This is a genomic window from Siminovitchia fordii DSM 16014 = CIP 108821 (assembly GCF_000374565.1).
Taxonomy (GTDB): Bacteria; Bacillota; Bacilli; order Bacillales; family Bacillaceae_C; genus Siminovitchia; species Siminovitchia fordii.
On sequence record NZ_KB894694.1, the window covers coordinates 37,144 to 56,675 of the forward strand.

19 protein-coding genes are annotated in these 19,532 nt (G+C 42.9%); 7 read left to right on the forward strand and 12 right to left on the reverse strand.

Annotated features, from left to right (window positions below; all coding sequences use genetic code 11):
* Positions 1-9: 9 nt before the first annotated feature.
* Together C509_RS0113890 and gltC are read right to left on the reverse strand one after the other, a co-directional pair.
* A complete protein-coding gene (locus C509_RS0113890; RefSeq protein WP_018707527.1) occupies positions 10-696 on the reverse strand; it encodes a phosphoribosylaminoimidazolesuccinocarboxamide synthase in 687 nt (228 codons plus the stop codon).
* A 110-nt stretch (positions 697-806) separates the two neighbouring features.
* Complete coding sequence (gltC, locus tag C509_RS0113895) at positions 807-1,709, reverse strand: glutamate biosynthesis transcriptional regulator GltC (protein WP_018707528.1); 903 nt, start codon at positions 1,707-1,709, stop codon at positions 807-809.
* 167 nt (positions 1,710-1,876) lie between these two features.
* On the opposite strand from gltC, the gene gdhA reads away from it, so the two are divergent.
* Positions 1,877-3,253, forward strand: a complete 1,377-nt coding sequence (gene gdhA / locus C509_RS0113900; protein ID WP_425423166.1) for an NADP-specific glutamate dehydrogenase — start codon at positions 1,877-1,879, stop codon at positions 3,251-3,253.
* A gap of 44 nt (positions 3,254-3,297) precedes the next feature.
* On the opposite strand, the gene C509_RS0113905 is transcribed toward gdhA, so the two are convergent.
* The 5 genes from C509_RS0113905 to C509_RS0113930 form a co-directional block, all read right to left on the reverse strand.
* Positions 3,298-4,668 carry an FAD-binding oxidoreductase gene (locus C509_RS0113905; RefSeq protein ID WP_018707530.1) on the reverse strand — a complete coding sequence of 457 codons (1,371 nt, stop codon included), beginning with the start codon at positions 4,666-4,668 and terminating at the stop codon, positions 3,298-3,300.
* Between the two features lie 301 nt (positions 4,669-4,969).
* On the reverse strand, positions 4,970-5,305 hold the full coding sequence (locus C509_RS24835) for an aminoacyl-tRNA deacylase (protein ID WP_018707531.1): 336 nt from the start codon (positions 5,303-5,305) through the stop codon (positions 4,970-4,972).
* A 153-nt stretch (positions 5,306-5,458) separates the two neighbouring features.
* Positions 5,459-6,220 (reverse strand): membrane protein insertase YidC, encoded by a 762-nt coding sequence (gene yidC / locus C509_RS0113915; RefSeq protein ID WP_018707532.1) that lies wholly within the window; start codon positions 6,218-6,220, stop codon positions 5,459-5,461.
* Between the two features lie 418 nt (positions 6,221-6,638).
* Complete coding sequence (gene bioB, locus C509_RS0113925) at positions 6,639-7,649, reverse strand: biotin synthase BioB (RefSeq protein WP_026319862.1); 1,011 nt, start codon at positions 7,647-7,649, stop codon at positions 6,639-6,641.
* A 14-nt stretch (positions 7,650-7,663) separates the two neighbouring features.
* Complete coding sequence (locus C509_RS0113930) at positions 7,664-8,254, reverse strand: biotin transporter BioY (protein WP_018707535.1); 591 nt, start codon at positions 8,252-8,254, stop codon at positions 7,664-7,666.
* A gap of 161 nt (positions 8,255-8,415) precedes the next feature.
* Between C509_RS0113930 and C509_RS0113935 the strand changes: the two genes are divergently transcribed.
* Genes C509_RS0113935 through C509_RS0113945 form a run of 3 tightly spaced genes read left to right on the forward strand, consistent with a single transcriptional unit; the run spans position 8,416 to position 10,159 of the window.
* Positions 8,416-8,916 carry an RNA polymerase sigma factor gene (locus tag C509_RS0113935; RefSeq protein WP_018707536.1) on the forward strand — a complete coding sequence of 167 codons (501 nt, stop codon included), beginning with the start codon at positions 8,416-8,418 and terminating at the stop codon, positions 8,914-8,916.
* Entirely contained in the window at positions 8,909-9,445 is a 537-nt protein-coding gene (locus C509_RS0113940; protein ID WP_018707537.1) for a zf-HC2 domain-containing protein, read from the forward strand. The genes C509_RS0113935 and C509_RS0113940 overlap by 8 nt, the downstream gene beginning before the upstream one ends.
* Entirely contained in the window at positions 9,446-10,159 is a 714-nt protein-coding gene (locus C509_RS0113945) for a YfjL-like protein (RefSeq protein ID WP_018707538.1), read from the forward strand. It abuts the gene before it with no gap.
* Between the two features lie 263 nt (positions 10,160-10,422).
* Here C509_RS0113945 and C509_RS0113950 read toward each other — a convergent pair whose 3' ends face one another.
* Both C509_RS0113950 and C509_RS0113955 read right to left on the reverse strand, forming a co-directional pair.
* The gene (locus C509_RS0113950) at positions 10,423-11,031 is read right to left on the reverse strand and encodes a nitroreductase family protein (RefSeq protein WP_018707539.1); all 609 of its coding nucleotides are present in this window, start codon (positions 11,029-11,031) and stop codon (positions 10,423-10,425) included.
* A 4-nt stretch (positions 11,032-11,035) separates the two neighbouring features.
* Positions 11,036-11,920: a VOC family protein gene (locus tag C509_RS0113955; RefSeq protein WP_018707540.1), complete on the reverse strand. Its 885-nt coding sequence runs from the start codon at positions 11,918-11,920 to the stop codon at positions 11,036-11,038.
* Positions 11,921-12,009: 89 nt separating this feature from the next.
* Between C509_RS0113955 and C509_RS0113960 the strand changes: the two genes are divergently transcribed.
* The 3 genes from C509_RS0113960 (at position 12,010) to uraA (ending at position 15,200) form a co-directional block, all read left to right on the forward strand.
* On the forward strand, positions 12,010-12,327 hold the full coding sequence (locus C509_RS0113960) for a winged helix-turn-helix transcriptional regulator (protein WP_018707541.1): 318 nt from the start codon (positions 12,010-12,012) through the stop codon (positions 12,325-12,327).
* A 92-nt stretch (positions 12,328-12,419) separates the two neighbouring features.
* On the forward strand, positions 12,420-13,664 hold the full coding sequence (gene pepT, locus C509_RS0113965) for a peptidase T (RefSeq protein WP_018707542.1): 1,245 nt from the start codon (positions 12,420-12,422) through the stop codon (positions 13,662-13,664).
* A gap of 255 nt (positions 13,665-13,919) precedes the next feature.
* Positions 13,920-15,200: a uracil permease gene (gene uraA / locus C509_RS0113970; RefSeq protein ID WP_018707543.1), complete on the forward strand. Its 1,281-nt coding sequence runs from the start codon at positions 13,920-13,922 to the stop codon at positions 15,198-15,200.
* Between the two features lie 55 nt (positions 15,201-15,255).
* Here the strand turns inward: uraA and C509_RS0113975 are convergent, their stop codons facing one another.
* The 3 genes from C509_RS0113975 to katA all read right to left on the reverse strand — a co-directional run bounded on the left by C509_RS0113975 (position 15,256) and on the right by katA (position 19,324).
* Positions 15,256-16,461, reverse strand: a complete 1,206-nt coding sequence (locus C509_RS0113975; RefSeq protein WP_018707544.1) for a dicarboxylate/amino acid:cation symporter — start codon at positions 16,459-16,461, stop codon at positions 15,256-15,258.
* Positions 16,462-16,500: 39 nt separating this feature from the next.
* Positions 16,501-17,730, reverse strand: a complete 1,230-nt coding sequence (locus tag C509_RS0113980) for a threonine synthase (protein WP_018707545.1) — start codon at positions 17,728-17,730, stop codon at positions 16,501-16,503.
* Positions 17,731-17,857: 127 nt separating this feature from the next.
* Positions 17,858-19,324: a catalase KatA gene (gene katA, locus C509_RS0113985; RefSeq protein ID WP_018707546.1), complete on the reverse strand. Its 1,467-nt coding sequence runs from the start codon at positions 19,322-19,324 to the stop codon at positions 17,858-17,860.
* Positions 19,325-19,532: the final 208 nt, after the last annotated feature.

Below are 19,532 nucleotides of genomic sequence, written 5' to 3' on the forward strand. Positions count from 1 at the left end.
AATGGGTATTTATTCGCTGAGAATTAATTCCCCAAGTTTCAATGGTTCGATGTAATCTCCATTTTTGTATGCTCTCATGTTCCCTCCTGAGATTTCATCGATCAAGGTAATTTCTTTATTGTCACCCGCTCTTCCGAATTCCAGCTTTATATCGTATAGGTCGATTCCCTTTTTCTGAAGTTCGGCTTTAACAACTGCTCCGATTTCCCTTGTCAATTCCTTCAGCCTTTTATATTCGTCATGGCTTAAAATTCCAAGCATAGCTAAAGCATCTTCGCTGATCGGCGGATCTTGGCGGGCATCATCCTTCAATGTAACTTCAACGAATCCATCCAGTTCCTGGCCTTCTTCTGCATACATTCCATATCTGCGCAAGAAGCTTCCCACTGCACGGTAACGGCAAATCACTTCTAAACCATTGCCGAACATTTGCGCCGGCTTCACCGTCATTGTCGTTTCTTCTATATTGGCATTAACGAAATGGGTAGGAATTCCTTTCTTCTCTAAAAGCTCAAAGAAAAATTTAGTAAGGCGGAGCCCCGTCTTGCCTGCCCCCTCAATTGTCAAGCCGACCGTGTTGGCACCAGGATCAAATATTCCGTCTTCTCCAGTGACATCATCTTTGAATTTTAATAAATAGTTTCCATCTTCCAATTCAAATACGGTTTTTGTTTTACCTTCATAGACAAATTTCATGCGGCTTTCCCCCATCCGTTAATTTCGTTATATTCATATTCTATCATAATATAACAACAATCCATCGTAAGATAGATGTGGAAATGTTTCAATATTTACTATCTGGAATTCTACTGGTAGCCGCGTAGAGTATGGAAAAAGTCTTTTAGGAATTTGTGAAATAGGAGTTCCGTCGGCATCAGCTTCCGGTTTTTGGGGATGATCATTCCTACCGTCCGTGTGACATTCTGTTCAGCAAGCGGGATCTTTACTGTTGTACGCGGTAGGCTATCTACAAGTGTGATTTCCGGGAGTAAAGTAACGCCCAAACCTGCAGCAACAAGGCCTTTGATGGCATCAATGTCTTTTCCCTCAAAAGAGACCTGCGGATCAAATCCATGTTGTCGGCAGGCATTCTCAACGATATTTTGCAATATATATCCTTTAGGAGATAATATGAATGGATCATTCCGCAGCTCATCAAGCTGCAGAGATTTTTTGTAAGCTAGCGGATGTTTTGCGTAAAGCAGGGCTACGAGGTTTTCCACAAATAAAATCTCACTCATTACCCTTGCATCATTTTTAGGGACCGGTCCAAGCAGGGCCATATCAATATCACCTATTACGACACGTTCCACCAAATGGCGGTAAGAATCCTGATGAAGCTGAATATTGACTGTCGGGTGCTCTTTGCGAAAAGCTGAGATGACCGTTGGAAGCAATGATGCCGCTAAGCTGCTGGGAAAACCGATTCGTACAGTTCCCCGTTCGGGATCCAACTGTTCTTCAATCTCCCGTTTTGCTTCGTAGATCAAGTCCATTGCGGTCTCCATCTTTTCTAAAAACATTTTTCCAACGTGGGTCAGCCGGATGTTCCGCCCTTCCCGAATAAATAAATCAACCCCAAGCTCTGCTTCAAGGTTGACAATCTGCCGACTGACGGCCGATTGGGCAACGTGCAGGGCTTCTGCTGCTTCTGTCATATGCTCTCTATGTGCCACTTCGATAAAATACTGAATTTGTCTTAATTCCATCAGCGGATTCTCCTTTTTACCGATTGATATCAAAAAAGCATTAAATTTATCTCAAATCCATATTGCTATAGATTAATTGTAAAGGATAGAATGAATTGTACCAAGTTTTAGGACGTGGAAATTTTTAAAAATCAAATACAGGTGAATGGGAGTGATAACAAATGGCAATGATTATGAAAATGGAAACTCATAAATTGCAAACAGCCAAAAAGTATATCGAAAGTGTGTATGATACCGTAAAAGAACGTAATGCAAACGAACCTGAATTCCTCCAGGCTGTCCAAGAAATCTTCCACTCTCTTCTTCCCGTATTAGTGCAAAATCCAAAGTATATGGAAAACGGAATATTAGAAAGAATCGTAGAACCGGAACGCATGATTTCATTCCGGGTACCTTGGGTGGACGATAAAGGGAAAGTGAGAGTTAATCGCGGATTTCGCGTACAATTCAATGGTACTCTTGGACCTTATAAAGGCGGACTCAGATTTCATCCTTCCGTTAATGCGAGCATCATCAAGTTTTTGGGCTTTGAACAAATTTTCAAAAACGCTTTGACTGGCCAAGCGATTGGTGGCGGTAAAGGCGGATCGGACTTTGATCCAAAAGGAAAATCAGAGGCGGAAGTCATGAGATTTACACAAAGCTTCATGACCGAGTTAAGCAAGTATATCGGATCCGGCATTGACGTTCCTGCAGGCGATATTGGAGTAGGAGCAAGGGAAATCGGCTATTTATTCGGTCAATACAGAAGAGTTGCCGGACACTACGATGCAGGGGTTCTTACCGGTAAAGGCATTGGTTACGGCGGAAGCCTTGGAAGAACCGAAGCAACTGGATATGGACTTGTTTATTTTGTCGATGAAATGTTAAAAGACAAAGGCATGAGCTTTGAAGACAAAACGGTCATTGTATCCGGATCAGGAAATGTCTCTATTTATGCGATTGAAAAAGCACAACAGTACGGTGCGAAAGTCATCGCCTGCAGTGATTCCAACGGATACATCTATGATGAAAAAGGCATTTGCCTTGATACGCTTAAACACTTGAAGGAAGTTGAAAGATCTAGGATTGCCGAGTATGTCAACGAACACCCTCATGCAAAATACATTGAGGGAAGTGAAGGCATCTGGACTATACCATGTGATATTGCACTTCCTTGTGCAACTCAAAATGAGCTTGACGAAAAAGCCGCAAAAACTCTCGTGGCTAATGGTGTAAAGGCAGTCGGTGAAGGAGCAAATATGCCGACAACGCATAATGCGGCGGAGGTCTTCATTGAAAATGATGTCCTCTATGCACCAGGTAAAGCATCTAATGCGGGCGGAGTTGCAGTTTCAGCTCTTGAAATGGCTCAAAACAGCTCACGTATCGCATGGTCACTTGAGAAAGTCGATGCAGAACTTAAGAAAATCATGGTTGATATTTACCGAAACAGCGTAGAATCTGCTGATAAATACGGCATGAGCGGAAACTTGGTTGCCGGTGCGAACATCGCCGGATTTACTAAAGTGGCTGATGCGATGATTGTTCAAGGAATCATTTAATACAGTCAAAAAGTGGCTCGATCAAATAGATCGAGCCACTTTTATTATTTTTCCTGTGGGAAAATTTTTCCTGGATTCATTATTTGGTTGGGGTCCAACGTGCGCTTCAATGCCATCATGATATCCAAAGCCTCTCCATGCTCTTTCCTTTGAAAATTTATTTTCCCTAGGCCGACACCATGCTCGCCGGTACATGTACCCCCTGATTGCAGAGCAAGCTCGACCATTTGGTGGTTAAACTCGACAGCTTTTTCAAACTCTCCTTCCACTTGTGGATCATACATGATCATCGTATGGAAATTGCCGTCACCCACATGTCCGACGACCCCTCCCTTGAACCCATACTCATCCAGCTTACTACTTGCAAACTCTACATTTTCCGCCAGCTTTGAAATAGGAACACATATATCCGTCGTCATGCTGGCCAATTGAGGATTTCCGTGTCTATAGGCATAATTCAATTCATGGCGAGCCTTCCATAAAGCGGCGCGCTTAAGAGAATCTGTTTCAAATAAAAACTCAAGACACCCTGCTTCTTCCGCAATAGCCTGGACAAACTCGATATCCTCTTTGTTTCCCCCTTTATTGCCGTGGAATTCAAAAAACAATGACGGGGCTTCGGGATAATCCGTATCAGAGTGCTCATTCGCCTGACGGATGCTGCGGGCATCCACCAGTTCAATGCGTGCCATCGGAACACCCGCTGTCAAGATAGCTGTTGCGGCTTCTACACAACTTTTTACCGAAGGAAATGAACATCTAGCTGCGACGATATCTTCCGGAATCCCGTGCAATTTTAGAGCTATTTCTGTAAATACGCCTAAAGTGCCCTCAGATCCCACAAACAAACCATTCAAATGAAGACCTGATGAAGATTTTTTCGCCAAACTGCCTGTCTCGATGATGCGTCCATCTGCAAGGACCACCTTAAGATTCAGTACCTGATCCCTCATTCCTCCGTAACGAACGGTCATCGTGCCGCTTGCATTCGTTGAGGCCATTCCGCCAATAGTAGCATCCGCTCCAGGATCTACCGGAAAAAATAACCCATATCTCTTTAATTCTTCGTTCAACTGAACACGTGTGATGCCCGGCTCCACAATGACAACCAAATCCTCGGGCCTCACTTCAATCACTTTATTCATCCGTTCAAAATCTAAGGATATGCCTTTTTTTACAGGGATGGCCTGCCCTTCCAAACCTGATCCCGCTCCAAAAGGGACGACAGGAACCTTATGCTTATTTGCATAGTGTAATACTTTCTGGACATCCTCACTGGATTCTGGAAATACAACCACATCCGGCTCACTCGCTGTATGATCGGACTCATCTTTGCTGTGATTCCTGAGCACAGTTTTATTGACAGAGGCTTTATCCGCACCGATCAGACTGCATAAATCTGTATATATATCCATGTCTACTCTTCCCCCTTGGCCTTAATATATAAATAATATCATAAACTGATAAAGTTCAATGAGAAGGAAAAATCATCTATAGTGGCCTCACAGAGACAATACTCGAGTTTCCGGCCAAACTCTTGGTGAACTTTTATATGGAATGTATTTCCTGCGTTCAGCTTGCTTGGATTTCTCGATATCCCCTGAACCCTCATCATGATTATTGATATAGAAAAGAAAAAAACCGCTATTCTTTTAGTGGTCATTGATTAATGTTTCCTCGATTCTTCTTTCAGGTAATAAATTAAAGAGACATTTTTTAATAGAATAAGCCTTCCACTTGATTCATTTCTTCCAAGGCTCTGGGCTCAATCTTCAAAGTAGCAGATGGCTGCCCTGTACCACCATAAATAAACTCGTAATTTAAAAGCCGGGCCTCTATTACATACGGTATTTCGAGCCCTATCATAGGAACGGCTTCCACTTCATAACCCGTCACTTCCTGAACTTCCTTTGGAGTTGTTAGATTAACTTTGCTGCAATCTAAAATTTCAGCAACTTTTTCAAAATCGACTTTTCCACGGCTTCCCGACACAACTAAAGAGTAATATCCTTTATCGGTTTTTATGATTAACGTGGGTGCGGTTTGTTCCAATTCAATTCCGAAATAACCCGCACCTGCTTTTGCTGAGCTCAGAGGGTTTTTCGTGATGTATAATTTTCAAAATATTATTTAATTTTTCCAAAGATCACACCCCCGAATTATCAAATAAAAAATGGCCAAGGTACAATCCCTGGCCATTTTTGCTTACTCTTCCGCTTTCTCCGGATGTTGCGTATAGTATTTCCTTCCGATATAAGTCTGAATGATAAGAAAGATCCCGCCAACCGCCCAATATAACGGTAAAGCTGCAGGAGCATTCAAGGAGATGAAAATGATCATGACTGGAGACATATATGAAAATAATCTCATTTGGTTTTTCTGTGCTTCCGGCACTGTCGCCAACGAAACCTGCGCTTGGACAAAATAGACTAAGCCGGCAAGGATTGTCATGATAATATCGGAGTGCCCCAGATTAAACCACAGAAAAGTATGCGAAGCAATGTCCGTTGAACTGCGGATTGCATAATACAGCCCCATTAAGATCGGCATTTGAATGAGTACCGGCAAGCATCCCATATTAAGTGGATTCACTTCATGCTTTTTATAAAGATTCATCATTTCCATTTGGATCTTCTGCTGCTCCTCTGGTGTTTTAGCCTCCTTGGAACGCTTTTGAATCTCTTCCATTTCTGGTCTCAGTTTATCCATTTTCACTTTCATCATCTGCTGGTTTTTATATGTTTTCAGCATAAACGGCATCAAGACCAAACGGATCAACAATGTGATAATGATCAGAGCCAGACCGAAGTTTCCTCCAAGGACAGTCCCGATCTCATGAATGAGCCAGGCAAACGGCCGAACAAAGAAATCATAAAAAAACCCTGTTTGATTTGTAACTCCCGAACAGCCGCCAAGCATAGCGGACGTGATGACAAGCATGATTAGGATAAATATTTTTTTCTTCAATTAAACTCACCCTTCTATTTAAATTAATATTTTAATTAAATAGAAGGTTCACATGGGCATCGCCATCATCAGGACATACTTTCCTCCTGACAGTTTTAATGAGTTGAAGCGAAAAACACGGTGAAGGTTCATCATTAACCGTGGTTATGTGAAGGATATTTTCCTTTTTGAAATTTTGGAAGTGATTTTGTGTATTTACTGGACGGGACAGAGAAACAATTCCCAAGCTGAGAATCCACATGATGAGGATAGTCAGCGGTATAAACCACTCCGCGTAGGATTCCTGAAAAATAATGTCAAACATATTGAGCACCCAATTTCGATTCGTTATTTCCAGTATAACGATAAATGCAAAAAAATAAAAATGGTATGTAAAGTGTGCACAAGGAAAACCGGGCGCTAATCAGCCCGGTTGATTTCACGTCAAAGCATTTGCTATTTCTCGGTTCAAAGGCTCCAAATCTACTTCAAAGCCCATATCTTCAAGCATTTTCCAATCTTTCGGCCCTTCTTGCCCTTCTGTTGTTAAATAATCACCGATGAAAATCGAGTTGGCAGGGTACAACCCAAGCGGCTGAAGGCTGCGCAAATTGACTTCTCTTCCTCCTGAAATCCGGATTTCCTTTGTCGGATTGATAAAACGGAACAGACAAAGTACTTTCAAGCAATAGCGTGGATTCAGCTCATCGGTGCCTTCAAGCGGGGTGCCATCCACTGCATGCAGGAAGTTCACTGGAATAGAGTCCGCATCAAGTACTTTCAGACTGCGCGCCATATCAATGACATCTTCCTTCGATTCTTTCATGCCGATAATAACGCCGGAGCAAGGTGAAATCCCTGACGCTTTTGCCGTTTCCACTGTATTGACCCGATCGTCGTATGTATGTGAGGTCGTAATGTTTTCATGATAGCTGCTTGAAGTATTGATATTGTGGTTGTAGCGGTCAACCCCCGCTTCCTTCAAACGTTCTGCCTGGCCTGGTTTTAAGATACCGAGACAGGCACAAACAGTCATTCCCTCATGCTTATCTTTTATTTCTTTTACTGCTTCAACCACAATATCCAACTCACGGTTCGCAGGCCCCCTGCCGCTTGCCACAATGCAATAAGTACCGGCATTCAACTCGGCTGCACGGGCTGCACCTGCAACAATTTCATCTTTTTTCATCATTGAATATCTTTCAATGGGCGCCCTGGAAACAATCGACTGCGCACAGTAGCCGCAGTTTTCCGGGCACAATCCCGATTTTGTATTAATAATCATATTCAGCTTCACTTTATTTCCGTAAAAATGCTTTCTCACCTTGTAGGCTGCATTCAAAAGAGGAAGCAGCTCATCATCCGGGCAGTCAAGTACTGCCATGGCCTGCTCATTTGTCAACTCTTCTCCTGCAAGTGAAGCTTCTGCAATCACATCATATAGATCCATTTTTCCTTCTCCCTTCACCTTGATCTCTTTACAATCCCCCGCATCCGGTGGGCAAACAATCCTGCCAAAATGCCGAGCAAAATATCTTTAGGAAGCGGAACTGCCATCCACATCCATGCCACTTTATATGTAAAAACATCCGGTGCTGCTGCCCATAGTTTATAGGCTGCATACATCCAATTTGTACCGAATAAATAGCAGAATGCCATTCCCAGCAATGCAGCTATGACATATGAATGGACCTTGTTGTTTTTTTCAATGATTTTCCCTGTTATATATGCCGTAAAAATAAATGCAATGATAAATCCGAACGTAGGACTGAGCAGCTGCCCGATCCCCCCATGAAAACGGGCAAACACCGGCGCCCCTGCAAGCCCGATAAACGCATAGACAGCCATGGAAATAGCCCCTAGACGGCTGCCTAGAAATGCTCCTGCCAAAATGGCAAAGAATCCCTGAAGGGTGATGGGAACCCCCCCAATAACCATAAACGGAATAAAGGAAGTGATATTGGCTCCTATCATCATCAAAGCGGAAAATAGACTAATATAAACCATGTCCAACGTTTTTAGCCTGCTTTTAGACTTTATTACTTCACTGCCCATTTTTTTCACCTCTGTTGTTTAATATATTAAGAGGATAATTGATTACAAACCTAATTGTCAACCTAATTAATTATAAAGTTAACAATTAACCCGTTTTTTTCTGTAACAAATCTAATTTTCAAGGTACTAATCTGACAAAGAGATATTTAGGGAGGAGCATGATGAATGAGCTTGAGAATGTATATAGAGAAATCCAGCCAAAAGTCTTTGCCTTTTTCTACGTAAAACTGGGAGACCGAGTATTGGCTGAAGATCTAACGCATGATGTTTTTTATGCGGCAGTCAAAGGGTTGCCGTCATTTGAAGGAGATTCATCCTTAATTACTTGGATTTTCTCCATAGCCAAAAACCGATTGAAGAAATATTTTCGTTCAAAAAAGTACACCGCCGGTTTGACGGAGCAGCTTTCGACTCAAGGGGCACCCGCCTCTTCCACACCTGAGGAGATTTATATTTTGAAAGAAGGAAGCCAGGACCTGATGGAACATATAAACAAACTGGAGCCTCCCACTACAAGGGAGATTGTGATCCTTCGGATCTATGCCGAGCTGTCCTTTAAGGAGATAGCCAATCTTATTGGTGAAAGCGAAAACTTTGCCAGGGTGACATTTCACCGGGCCAAAATCAGACTAAAAAAAGAAATGAGGGTGAGAAATGAATAAAGATTGCTATATCGCAGAGGACCTTCTTCCTCTTTACAATGAGGACTTGCTACAGGACGAAACGGCTGTTTGGCTGGAGGATCATTTAAAATCATGCAAGAGCTGCCGGGATTTGTCACATTTGTCCAAAGAACCGGTTGAAAAGGGGACAGTCTACTCCTCAGTGGATCATGATAAAATGTTCGCGAAAATAAACCTGAAATTGTCTGTCTATCAGATCATATTTGTTGCCCTTTCGTTCTTTTTCGCTATGAAGACATCCCTTCTCAATGAAAGCTTTGGGTTCATTTTATCGTATGCAGTATTGGGGTTTGCCACTTACTTCTTTTATCAAAGACTGATGATTGTGATAACCATCGCATTCTTGCCGACATTTCTTTGGTCGCTGGCTCAGTCAGTGAACGAGAGTGTTTCTGTTTCGGAAGCGATCTGGGGAGCTTCCTTTTTGGCTTTAATCCATCTATTGTTCGCCATTATCGGGAGTCTGGTCGCCTTCCTCCTATTAAAATTCAAGAAAGAAGGGAAATAAATGAACAAGAAAAAGTGGATTTATCTTGCATTGATTTGCATCATTATCATCCCGGTATTGTTTTTCTATAACGCTTTTAATGGAAATCCGGTAAGCAAACTGGTCTCCAATTCCGTTTTAAAAAAACATTTGGAAAAAACGTATCCCGATAAAGAATTTCACATCAATGACGGATTCTACAACTTTAAAATCGGCGGGTACTCCTATGAGGTTGTTCAAATTGGGAGCGAAAAGGAATATGAATTCGAAGTCACCGGCTTATTTATGCCCACCGTCTCCTATGATGGTATTTACTATGATCATCTTGATGAGCCGTTGATTGAAAAATGGGGAAAAGAAGCGTCCGAAGAAATGGTCAAACTCCTTGAAAAAGACGTCCCGGAATTGTTGAACATTGAAGTACAAATGGAAGTGTTAAAAGGAAAATATGACACCTCAACACAATGGAATAAAAACATGAAACTTGAAAAACCCATGTATATCCATATAACGACAGACGCTGCAGGCAAAACGAAAAAGGATATCTTTGAAACGATGAAAAAAATCCAAAAACGCTTGAATGACAATGGCTATAAGTATGACACTGTGACCATCAATTCGAATGTCCAAGATAAGGAATACGCGGATAAAGACGAATTCGGGTATGTGAAATTTTCTGGCTCCTTTACAAAAGAAGAGAAGATTAAACTGAATGATATAGAGCAATTCGAATAACAGTTGCAGTAACGTTCTGGATTTCAAAGTGGGCGCTTATGTAAGACTTTTAATTCACAGGCTCATACGGACAGTTGCTGAAATCCATTGGCCCGTCACTATGGAGGGCTCATTACGACCCTACTACAAAAAAATCAATCGCTCAGTCCGTGAAGGGGTAATAGTGTTCAAGTATTCCATAAAAAAATCCGGCCTTTGTCAAAGGCCGGCAGTTATTCATCACTTTGCATATTTGGAGTAGGGTTTTCCCCACGATCATCCGATTATTTAAACACTTTAAACCTTTCATCCATGCTTTGGAATTGTTTTTCGCCTGGTGCAGCAGTCGGCTTGCCGAACGGCATTTGTGCCAACAATGTCCAGCTTTCAGGAACATTCCAAATTTCTTGGACTGCCTCGTCAATTAGTGGCTGATAATGTTGCAAAGTAGCGCCGAATCCTTCAAGCTCCAATGCTGTCCAAACAATATATTGAAGCATTCCAGATGATTGAAGCGCGTAATCCGGGAATTTGTCCGCGTATGTCGGAAATTGCTCCTGCAATCCTTTTACAACTTTTTGGTCCTCGAAAAACAAGACAGTTCCGTACCCATTTCGGAATCCTTCCATTTTTTTGGCAGTAGACTCGAATTGATCTTCAGGGACCATTTCCCTTAGTACAGCCTCGGTAATATTCCATAATTTGTCGTGATTTTCCCCGAGAAGAAGCACTACTCTGGCACTTTGTGAATTGAAAGAAGATGGCGCATGCATGATGGCATGTTCAATCACTTCCTCAATCTTTTCATCGGAAATGGGTGATTCCTTGCTGATTCCATAAATTGAACGTCTTTCCTTGACAGCAGTATAAAAATCCTGTTCCGTTTTGATCATGTTGTTATTCCCCTTTTCTTGAAACTTCTAAAATCATATGAATCCCTGACGGGTCCTTCGTTATTATAGTTCCATTTTCCTCGGTAATCCAAGCATTTAATATTTTAAGCCGGGCGATAGCCTTTCTTCTTTCATCTTCATCAGAAAATACAATGGAGAAGTGCTTCAGACCCGTACTTTTTTCTTTTGGCTGGCCTTCTCCTGCACTGTTCCACGTGTTGAGCCCGATATGGTGATGATAGTTGTGCCATGAGATGAACAATGCTTGGCTTCCGAACCGAAGGACAGGGTCAAGACCAATCCCATCGCAATAAAACGCTTTGGAATCCTCTAAATTGGATACCTGCAAATGGATGTGCCCAATCAAAGTATCAGATGGCATTCCATTCCAACCTGCTTGGGAAGCATCCATCAACAAATCATCTATATCGAGCGGTTTTGTTGTCATGAACACTTGACCTTTTTCCCATTTCCATGAGGTTGCATCTCTGTCCACGTAAATTTCTAAGCCATTTCCTTCCGGATCAGCAAGATACAATGCTTCACTGACATCATGATCTGACGCACCCTGAAGGGGATAGCGCCTTTGAGCCAAATGTTTCAGAACATCAGCCAAATCGGTCCGTCCCGGCAACAAAAAGGCTATATGGTATAAACCTGTCGTACGCGTTTCTCGGAGTTTTGCCTCTGTATCCTCTTCAAGCTTTAATAAAACATTTTTTCCATCAGCTGATAAAGAAACGGCTCCTTGACTACGTTCATGCACCCGAAAACCAAGGATATCCTTGTAAAAAGCAAGCATTCGCTCAATGTTATGCACCATTAATGTTGCTGTACCAATGACAGGATGGGCAGATTGATGAATAGGCCAACCCTCCTTTGTGATCACTTACTTTATGGAAGTAACTATATATAAGTTTATTTTATCTGTCAAGTAGACACAATTAATGATATAATGACATTATCGAGGTGAACAGTATGAACGGAAACACATGTCCTAGATTTGAAAAAGCCATGAGTATATTGGGACAGCGTTGGACCGGACTGATTATTTACCAGCTGCTGAACGGCCCGCAGCGTTTTTGTACGGTTGAAGCGGCCATGCCGATCAGTGCACGCGTCCTGTCCGAGCGTTTAAAAGACCTGGAGAAAGAAGGAATTGTAAAAAGACAGGTATTTCCCGAAACACCGGTTAGAATTGAATACTCCTTGACCGAAAAAGGGATGGCGCTCAAACCGCTTATGAATGAAATTGCTTCATGGGCTGAGCAATGGGTGGAAATTCCTGTTGAATAAATGCCGATTGCTCTGAATGAGTCAGTCGGCTTTTTATTTTGATTATTGTTCCCCCTTTAAGATAAATAATATAGAGAAAGGAGTTTTTTAAAATGAAAAGGGATATCATTGAGAGGTTTACATCCTATGTAAAAGTGGATACGCAGTCCAATGAAGACAATAAGACATGCCCTTCTACGCCTGGGCAGCTGACATTGGCCAATCAATTGGTGAAAGAACTGGAATCGATCGGCATGGAAGAAGTGACTATTGACGAAAACGGATATGTCATGGCCACCCTCCCAGCCAACACGGAGAAAGAAGTGCCGGTTATCGGATTTTTGGCGCATATCGATACAGCGACAGATTTCACGGGAAAAGGTGTCAATCCTCAAATTGTAGAAAACTACGATGGAAAAGATATCATACTGAATCAGGAAAAGCAGATCACCCTTTCTACAAAAGCATTCCCTTCTCTTACTGATTGTAAAGGGCACACGCTTATAACGACGGACGGAACAACCCTCCTCGGAGCTGACAATAAAGCCGGAATCGCGGAAATCATGACTGCGATGGATTATTTGCTTAAATCCCCTGAAATCAATCATGGAAAAGTAAGAGTGGCTTTTACTCCGGATGAAGAAATAGGCAGGGGCCCCCACCGCTTTGATGTCAAAGCATTCAATGCCTCATTCGCCTATACTGTTGATGGAGGAAAAATCGGACAGCTCGAATATGAAAGTTTTAATGCTGCAAGTGCAAAACTAATTGTCAAAGGAACGAATATTCATCCAGGAACAGCAAAAGGAATCATGGTGAACTCACAAAAAATGGCCATCGAATTCCATAACCGCCTTCCTGCTGAAGAGGTGCCTGAATTAACTGAAGGATATGAAGGTTTTTACCACCTCCTTTCTTTTGAAGGAAATGTGGAAGAAACCGTTCTACATTACATTATCCGAGATTTTGACCGGAAAGAGTTTGAGAAAAAGAAGGCTTTTATGGAGCAGGTCGCAAAGGATTTAGGAGAGAAATATGGTCATGACAGGATACAATTAGAGTTGAAGGACCAATATTACAATATGCGGGAAAAAATCGAACCTGTGAAAGAAATTGTGGAGATCGCTTCAGATGCGATGAAAAAGTTGGGTATCGAACCCGAAATATCACCAATCCGCGGCGGAACGGATGGGTCCCAGCTCTCTTTTATGGGACTGCCCACTCCGAACATTTTTACTGGAGGAGAAAACTTCCACGGTCCTTACGAGTTTGTTTCAGTAGATGTGATGGAAAAATCTGTTCAGACGATTATTGAAATTGTAAAGCTGTTTGAAGAACGTGCGGAGAAATTTCAGTAGGGTGCGGACATATGTTGACAATCATTTTGTACTTTTGACAAAAATGATTGACTTTCGATATTACAACTGACATAATATTTTTGACAATTATATCTAAGAATACCTTTAAACCAGTCCAGTGAGGCTGACAAGGTGCGTCGCGCATGCGAAGACTTCCCGCGCGTTAATTTTGCTGTGGAAATGTAGCCAAGCACCTTGCCTTTGAGGTAAGGTGCTTTTTATTTTCAAAAAATAACATGTATTGGAGAGAAAAGAATGAGTCAAAGAGAAATCCAGGTGGATGAGCGTTTACCAATATTGCAAAGTCTCCCGCTCAGCTTCCAGCATTTATTTGCTATGTTCGGATCAACTGTCCTAGTACCGCTTTTATTTGAAGTAGACCCCGCGACCATCTTGTTGATGAACGGTCTTGGAACACTGCTTTATATATTTATTACAAAAGGGAAAATTCCCGCATATCTCGGATCAAGTTTTGCCTTTATCTCCCCTGTTTTCGCGGTATTGTCCAAATACACGGGCGGAGAAGGATATGCTTATGCACTTGGAGGCTTTCTCGCGGTCGGCGTGACGCTCGTCATTATTGCATTGATTGTCAAACTAGTAGGAACTGCCTGGATTGACTTCATTTTCCCTCCTGCTGCAATGGGCGCTATCGTAGCTGTCATCGGATTGGAGCTTCTCCCGGTTGCAGGTGAAATGGCTGGATTGGTAAAACCTAAAGATGCACTGGAGACATGGAAACCAGATCCGGATGCTATCATGATTTCTTTATTAACACTGGGGATCACCATCATTTGCTGGGTCACCCTGCGAGGTTTTTTAAAGATTATCCCGATTCTGATCGGCATTGTTTCAGGCTATATTATCGCTTTCTTTGTAGGGATTGTCGATTTGACGGAGTTCCATGAGGCCGCTTGGATTTCCGCTCCAACATACTACGCGATGAAATTCAATTGGGCGGATGTCTTTCTCATTCTTCCCGCAGCATTGGTTCTCGTTCCGGAACATATCGGCCACTTAGTAGTCACGGGAAATATCGTTAAAAAAGATCTGGTAAAAGATCCGGGGCTCGACCGTTCTTTGATGAGTAACGGGATTTCCACCATCATTTCCAGCTTTGTCGGTTCAACCCCTAATACGACGTACGGTGAAAATATCGGGGTGTTGGCTATTACGCGAGTATATTCCACATGGATCATTGGAGGTGCTGGGATCATTGCCATTGCTCTTTCGTTCTGTGGAAAGTTAGCTGCCTTGATTTCCTCCGTTCCGAAACCTGTTATGGGAGGCATCTCGCTTCTTCTATTTGGAATCATCGCAGTGAGCGGGCTGCGCATGCTCGTCGAATCAAAGGTTGATTATAACAATTCTCATAATATGATTTTAACATGTGTTGTCCTAGCAATTGGTGTAAGTGGAGCTTCCTTACACATCGGACCTGTCACTCTAGCCGGAATGGGACTTGCAACCGTAGTTGCGATTTTCCTTAGCCTGTTCTTTAAATTATTAGAGGCGCTGAATCTATCAAATGAATAACAAAAAACAAAACATGCGCATGGCCCCAGAAACCCCTGCGCATGTTCTACCTTTGTCAGGCCCCTCTCTTGATTGCTGATCCAGTTTTTCCCCCTTCCACCACAACGCAGGCAGAAGCATCCCCTATAATGTTCACTGAAGTTCTTAACATGTCGAGGAGCCGGTCGATACCTGCAATCAGAGCGATTCCTTCCAAGGGCAGATTGACGGCTGTCAGTACCATCGTCAGCATGATCAATCCTGCACCCGGAACTCCTGCTGCCCCAATGGAAGCAAGCGTTCCCATCAATGCCACGATTAAAATTTGAGCCATCGTCAATTCCACACCAAAATATTGCGCGATGAACATGACTGCGATACCTTGGTAAATGGCTGTTCCATCCATATTGATCGTCGCTCCAAGAGGAAGTACGAAACTGCTCGTTTCTTTTGAGACTCCCAGATTTTCCTGGGTATTTTTCATCGTGACAGGCAGCGTTCCTGAACTGCTGCATGTGGCAAAGGCTACCGAGGCTGCAGGGAAAATTCCTTTGAAAAAGTCGTAAGGATTCATTTTTCCAAACGTCTTGACAGCCGCCGAATAGACAAGGGCGACATGGACGATAACAGCAACAACCATGGCAATAATCACTTTGATCAGCGGCATCAATACGGAAGGTCCATAGGTCCCGACAATAGGAGCGAGCAAGCCGAATATTCCCAGCGGAACGATTTTCATGACGATGCCCGTAATTTTGTACATCACTTCAGCTAAGCCTTCAAAAAACCGCTGGACCGGAAGCGCTTTTTCCCCGACAAGCGAAATACCGACACCAAGAAAAATCGCAAAGAAAATAATCTGCAGGACCGCTCCGGTCGTTAACGCTTCAACCGGATTCGTAGGAATAATATTCAATAAAGTTGCAATGACTCCCTCAGTCTCAGGGGCTTCCACAGCATCTCCCTGAACAGCAAGATCCACACCGGCTCCCGGCTGAAAAACAAATCCGGCAAACAGGCCAAGGGCAATGGCAATAAAACTTGTTAAAAGAAAGTATCCAATTGCTTTTCCACCCAAGCTCCCCAGCTTTTTCATACTTCCTGCGCTGGTCACACCAACCACAATAGTCGAGAGAATCAAGGGAACAATGATAAACTTAATAAGCCTTAAAAAGAGATCACCCAATGGCTGGACAACGGTCGCTCTTTCCCCAAAAATGATTCCGGCAATAATAGCAAGGATAAAGGCCGCCAAAATGTGAAGCATGAAATTCTTTTTCATAACAAGCCCTCCTCGTATTGCTATGGTGAGGGAAGAACGTTATTGCATTACTGGGAGACTGTCAATCGATTCGCCGGGCTGCAGTACAGGCAAATCCATAAACTCCTTGTTCATATACTTCAGGCCCATCCCTGTATTGATAATAATCACTCTCTCATCTTCTTCGATCCATCCGGAGTCGCGCAGCTTGCGTGCCGCTAAAAATGCTGCCGCCCCTTCCGGACATACAAAGGCTCCTTCCTTCCTGATAATATTCTTCTGTTCTTTTAAAATTTCTTTATCCTTTACATCCAGTGCACATCCATTTGTTTCGTAAATAGCTTGAAGGACAAGAAAATCACCCAAAGCCTTGGGAACATTTATCCCAAACGCCACGGTGCGGGAATCAGGCCAAAACTCAGATTCTCCCTTCTTATTTTTCCAAGCTTTTACGATGGGGGCACAGCCTTCAGCCTGAACAGCTACAAACCGAGGCATTTTCGTGGAATTAATCCAGCCCAACTCTTTCAGTTCCTTAAACGCCTTATAAATAGCTATAAGCCCGACGCCGCCACCCGCTGGATATAAAATAACATCAGGGGTTTCCCAAAGAAGCTGTTCTGCAATTTCAAAGCCCATCGTTTTCTTCCCTTCAATCCGGTACGGCTCTTTTAACGTTGATACATCATATAAACGGAAATCAGTGGCAGCCTTTGCGGCAATTTTTCCTGCATCACTGATCACTCCATTGACCAGGAACAAATGGGTGTCTGTAGAAGTCACCTCAGACCGGATCATTGAAGGTGCTCCCTCAGGCATGATAATCACCGATTGAATACCAGCTCTGGAAGAATAAAGCGACCAGGCGGCACCTGCATTTCCGTTCGTCGGCATGACAAGTCCTTTAATGCCTAATTCTTTCGCTTTCGATACGCCTACCGCAGCTCCTCGCGCTTTGAACGTACCTGTGGGCGCCATCCCTTCATCTTTCATATACAAATGGGAAATACCTATTTCGGCGCCAAGCTTTTTCATTGGAACCAGAGGAGTCATACCTTCTCCCAGTGAAACAACGTTTTTAGGACTTCGAATAGGAAGCAATTCATGATACCGCCAAAGATCGTGATTTCTTTTCAACAGATCATTCGGCTTGAGTATTTTTGCCAATTTCCTTACATCATAGTTTACAAGCAGTGGTGCACCGCAGCTGCACAAATGATGAACCGCATCGGGGCTGTAGGCCCGCGAACATTTTGAACAGGATAAATGTGTGACATAACTGAACGCCATAACGTTTCCTCCCTCATTCCATCCTATGCCTCTATCGTTATCATTAGTATAGAAGAGGGATTGCTGTTCAATTTTTTGTATAAAAAAGAGAGCTGCAGTTCATACCCGCAGCTCTCTTCGTTATCCATTAAGACTTCACTTCATCCGCTGGAACTTTCAATCCAAGTCCTTCAGCGACTTTTGTTCCATACTCCGGATCAGCTTTGTAGAAGTGGCCGATCTGGCGAAGCTTGATTTCATCTTTTTCCACAGGTTTCATTGCAGCCACAATATTGGCAATTAGGCGTTCACGTTCTTCTTTACTCATTAAGCGGTACAAATCCCCTGCCTGTGTGTAATGGTCGTTGTGGTCATAGCCCACACTTGCCGCTTCTCCCGAAACAGTATACGGAGCCGGTCTGTCTGCCGGTGATTCCATCGGTCCCCCATAGCTGTTCGGCTCGTAGTAAACAGAACCTCCGCCATTATTGTCAAAGCGCATCGCTCCGTCACGCTGATAATTTTTCACTTCATTCCGCGGACGGTTTATCGGAAGCATCTGATGGTTTGCACCTACACGGTAACGATGGGCATCATGGTAGGCAAACAAGCGACCCTGTAACATTTTATCAGGTGAAACATCAATTCCAGGTACGAGCGTTCCAGGTGAGAATGTCGCCTGCTCTACTTCCGCGAAGTAGTTTTCCGGATTACGATTCAATACCATCCGTCCAACTTCTATAAGTGGATAATCTTTTTGCGACCACACTTTAGTAACATCAAATGGATCAAACCGGTAAGTATCGGCATCTTCAATCGGCATGATTTGAACATACAATGTCCACGATGGATAATCGCCATTTTTAATGGCATTGAACAGATCTTCTGTATGATAATCAGGATTTTCCCCTGCCAGTTTTGCTGCAAGATTCACATCCAGGTTTTTGATCCCTTGGTCTGTTTTAAAGTGATATTTAACCCAGACACTCTCACCTTCCGCATTTGTCCACTTGAAGGTGTGGCTTCCGAAACCATGCATGTGACGAAATGTTGCCGGTATTCCCCTGTCAGACATTAAGATGGTAACCTGATGAAGCGATTCAGGTGACAGTGACCAGAAATCCCACACTGCATTCGGATTTTTCAAGTGAGTCTGCGGATCTCTCTTTTGTGTATGAATAAAGTCAGGGAATTTAATTGCATCTCGAATGAAGAAAACAGGTGTATTATTACCGACCAAATCATAGTTTCCGTCTTCAGTGTAAAACTTCACTGCAAATCCTCGTGGATCCCTGACTGTATCTGCAGATCCCAGTTCTCCCGCTACTGTGGAAAATCGAACAAATGTCGGCGTGCGTTTGCCTACTTCGGATAAGAACTTGGCTTTAGTATATTTGGTCACATCATTCGTCACTTCAAAATAGCCGTGTGCGCCCGCACCTTTGGCATGAACAACCCGCTCTGGGACCCGCTCCCTGTTGAAGTGCGCTAGCTTTTCCAAAAGATGAACATCCTGAATAAGTGTTGGACCTCGTGATCCTGCTGTCATTGAATTTTGATTATCACCTACCGGAGCACCCCAGCTAGTCGTTAATTTGTCTTTGTTATTTGCCAATTTCATCCCCGCCTTATTTATAATAATTTTAATGTAGATACATAATAACATGGTCAATAATTGTTTTCAAGTAATAATAATTATTATTTAGTAGATGGTATGATTTTCTAATGACCAAACCGAAATAAACGCTATAGTAAATATATTCATCTTGCTGCTTAATATTTCCTTTATTTTTCTCTTGTTAAAAAAGAGCTTCTCATCGACT

What these genes read in the sequence shown, in the direction of transcription:
- bioB (WP_026319862.1), bottom strand. Translation starts at nt 7,649, where the DNA reads ATGGATCTATATGATGTGATTGCAGAAGCTTCACTTGCAGGAGAAGAG.
- C509_RS0113975 (WP_018707544.1), bottom strand. Translation starts at nt 16,461, where the DNA reads ATGAAAAAGAATTTCATGCTTCACATTTTGGCGGCCTTTATCCTTGCT.
- C509_RS0113905 (WP_018707530.1), bottom strand. Translation starts at nt 4,668, where the DNA reads ATGGATATATATACAGATTTATGCAGTCTGATCGGTGCGGATAAAGCC.
- gdhA (WP_425423166.1), top strand. Translation starts at nt 1,877, where the DNA reads ATGATTATGAAAATGGAAACTCATAAATTGCAAACAGCCAAAAAGTAT.
- gltC (WP_018707528.1), bottom strand. Translation starts at nt 1,709, where the DNA reads ATGGAATTAAGACAAATTCAGTATTTTATCGAAGTGGCACATAGAGAG.
- C509_RS0113890 (WP_018707527.1), bottom strand. Translation starts at nt 696, where the DNA reads ATGAAATTTGTCTATGAAGGTAAAACAAAAACCGTATTTGAATTGGAA.
- C509_RS0113950 (WP_018707539.1), bottom strand. Translation starts at nt 11,031, where the DNA reads ATGATCAAAACGGAACAGGATTTTTATACTGCTGTCAAGGAAAGACGT.
- C509_RS0113930 (WP_018707535.1), bottom strand. Translation starts at nt 8,254, where the DNA reads ATGGGCAGTGAAGTAATAAAGTCTAAAAGCAGGCTAAAAACGTTGGAC.
- C509_RS0113935 (WP_018707536.1), top strand. Translation starts at nt 8,416, where the DNA reads ATGAATGAGCTTGAGAATGTATATAGAGAAATCCAGCCAAAAGTCTTT.
- uraA (WP_018707543.1), top strand. Translation starts at nt 13,920, where the DNA reads ATGAGTCAAAGAGAAATCCAGGTGGATGAGCGTTTACCAATATTGCAA.
- C509_RS0113980 (WP_018707545.1), bottom strand. Translation starts at nt 17,730, where the DNA reads ATGGCGTTCAGTTATGTCACACATTTATCCTGTTCAAAATGTTCGCGG.
- C509_RS0113960 (WP_018707541.1), top strand. Translation starts at nt 12,010, where the DNA reads ATGAACGGAAACACATGTCCTAGATTTGAAAAAGCCATGAGTATATTG.
- C509_RS0113945 (WP_018707538.1), top strand. Translation starts at nt 9,446, where the DNA reads ATGAACAAGAAAAAGTGGATTTATCTTGCATTGATTTGCATCATTATC.
- pepT (WP_018707542.1), top strand. Translation starts at nt 12,420, where the DNA reads ATGAAAAGGGATATCATTGAGAGGTTTACATCCTATGTAAAAGTGGAT.
- C509_RS0113940 (WP_018707537.1), top strand. Translation starts at nt 8,909, where the DNA reads ATGAATAAAGATTGCTATATCGCAGAGGACCTTCTTCCTCTTTACAAT.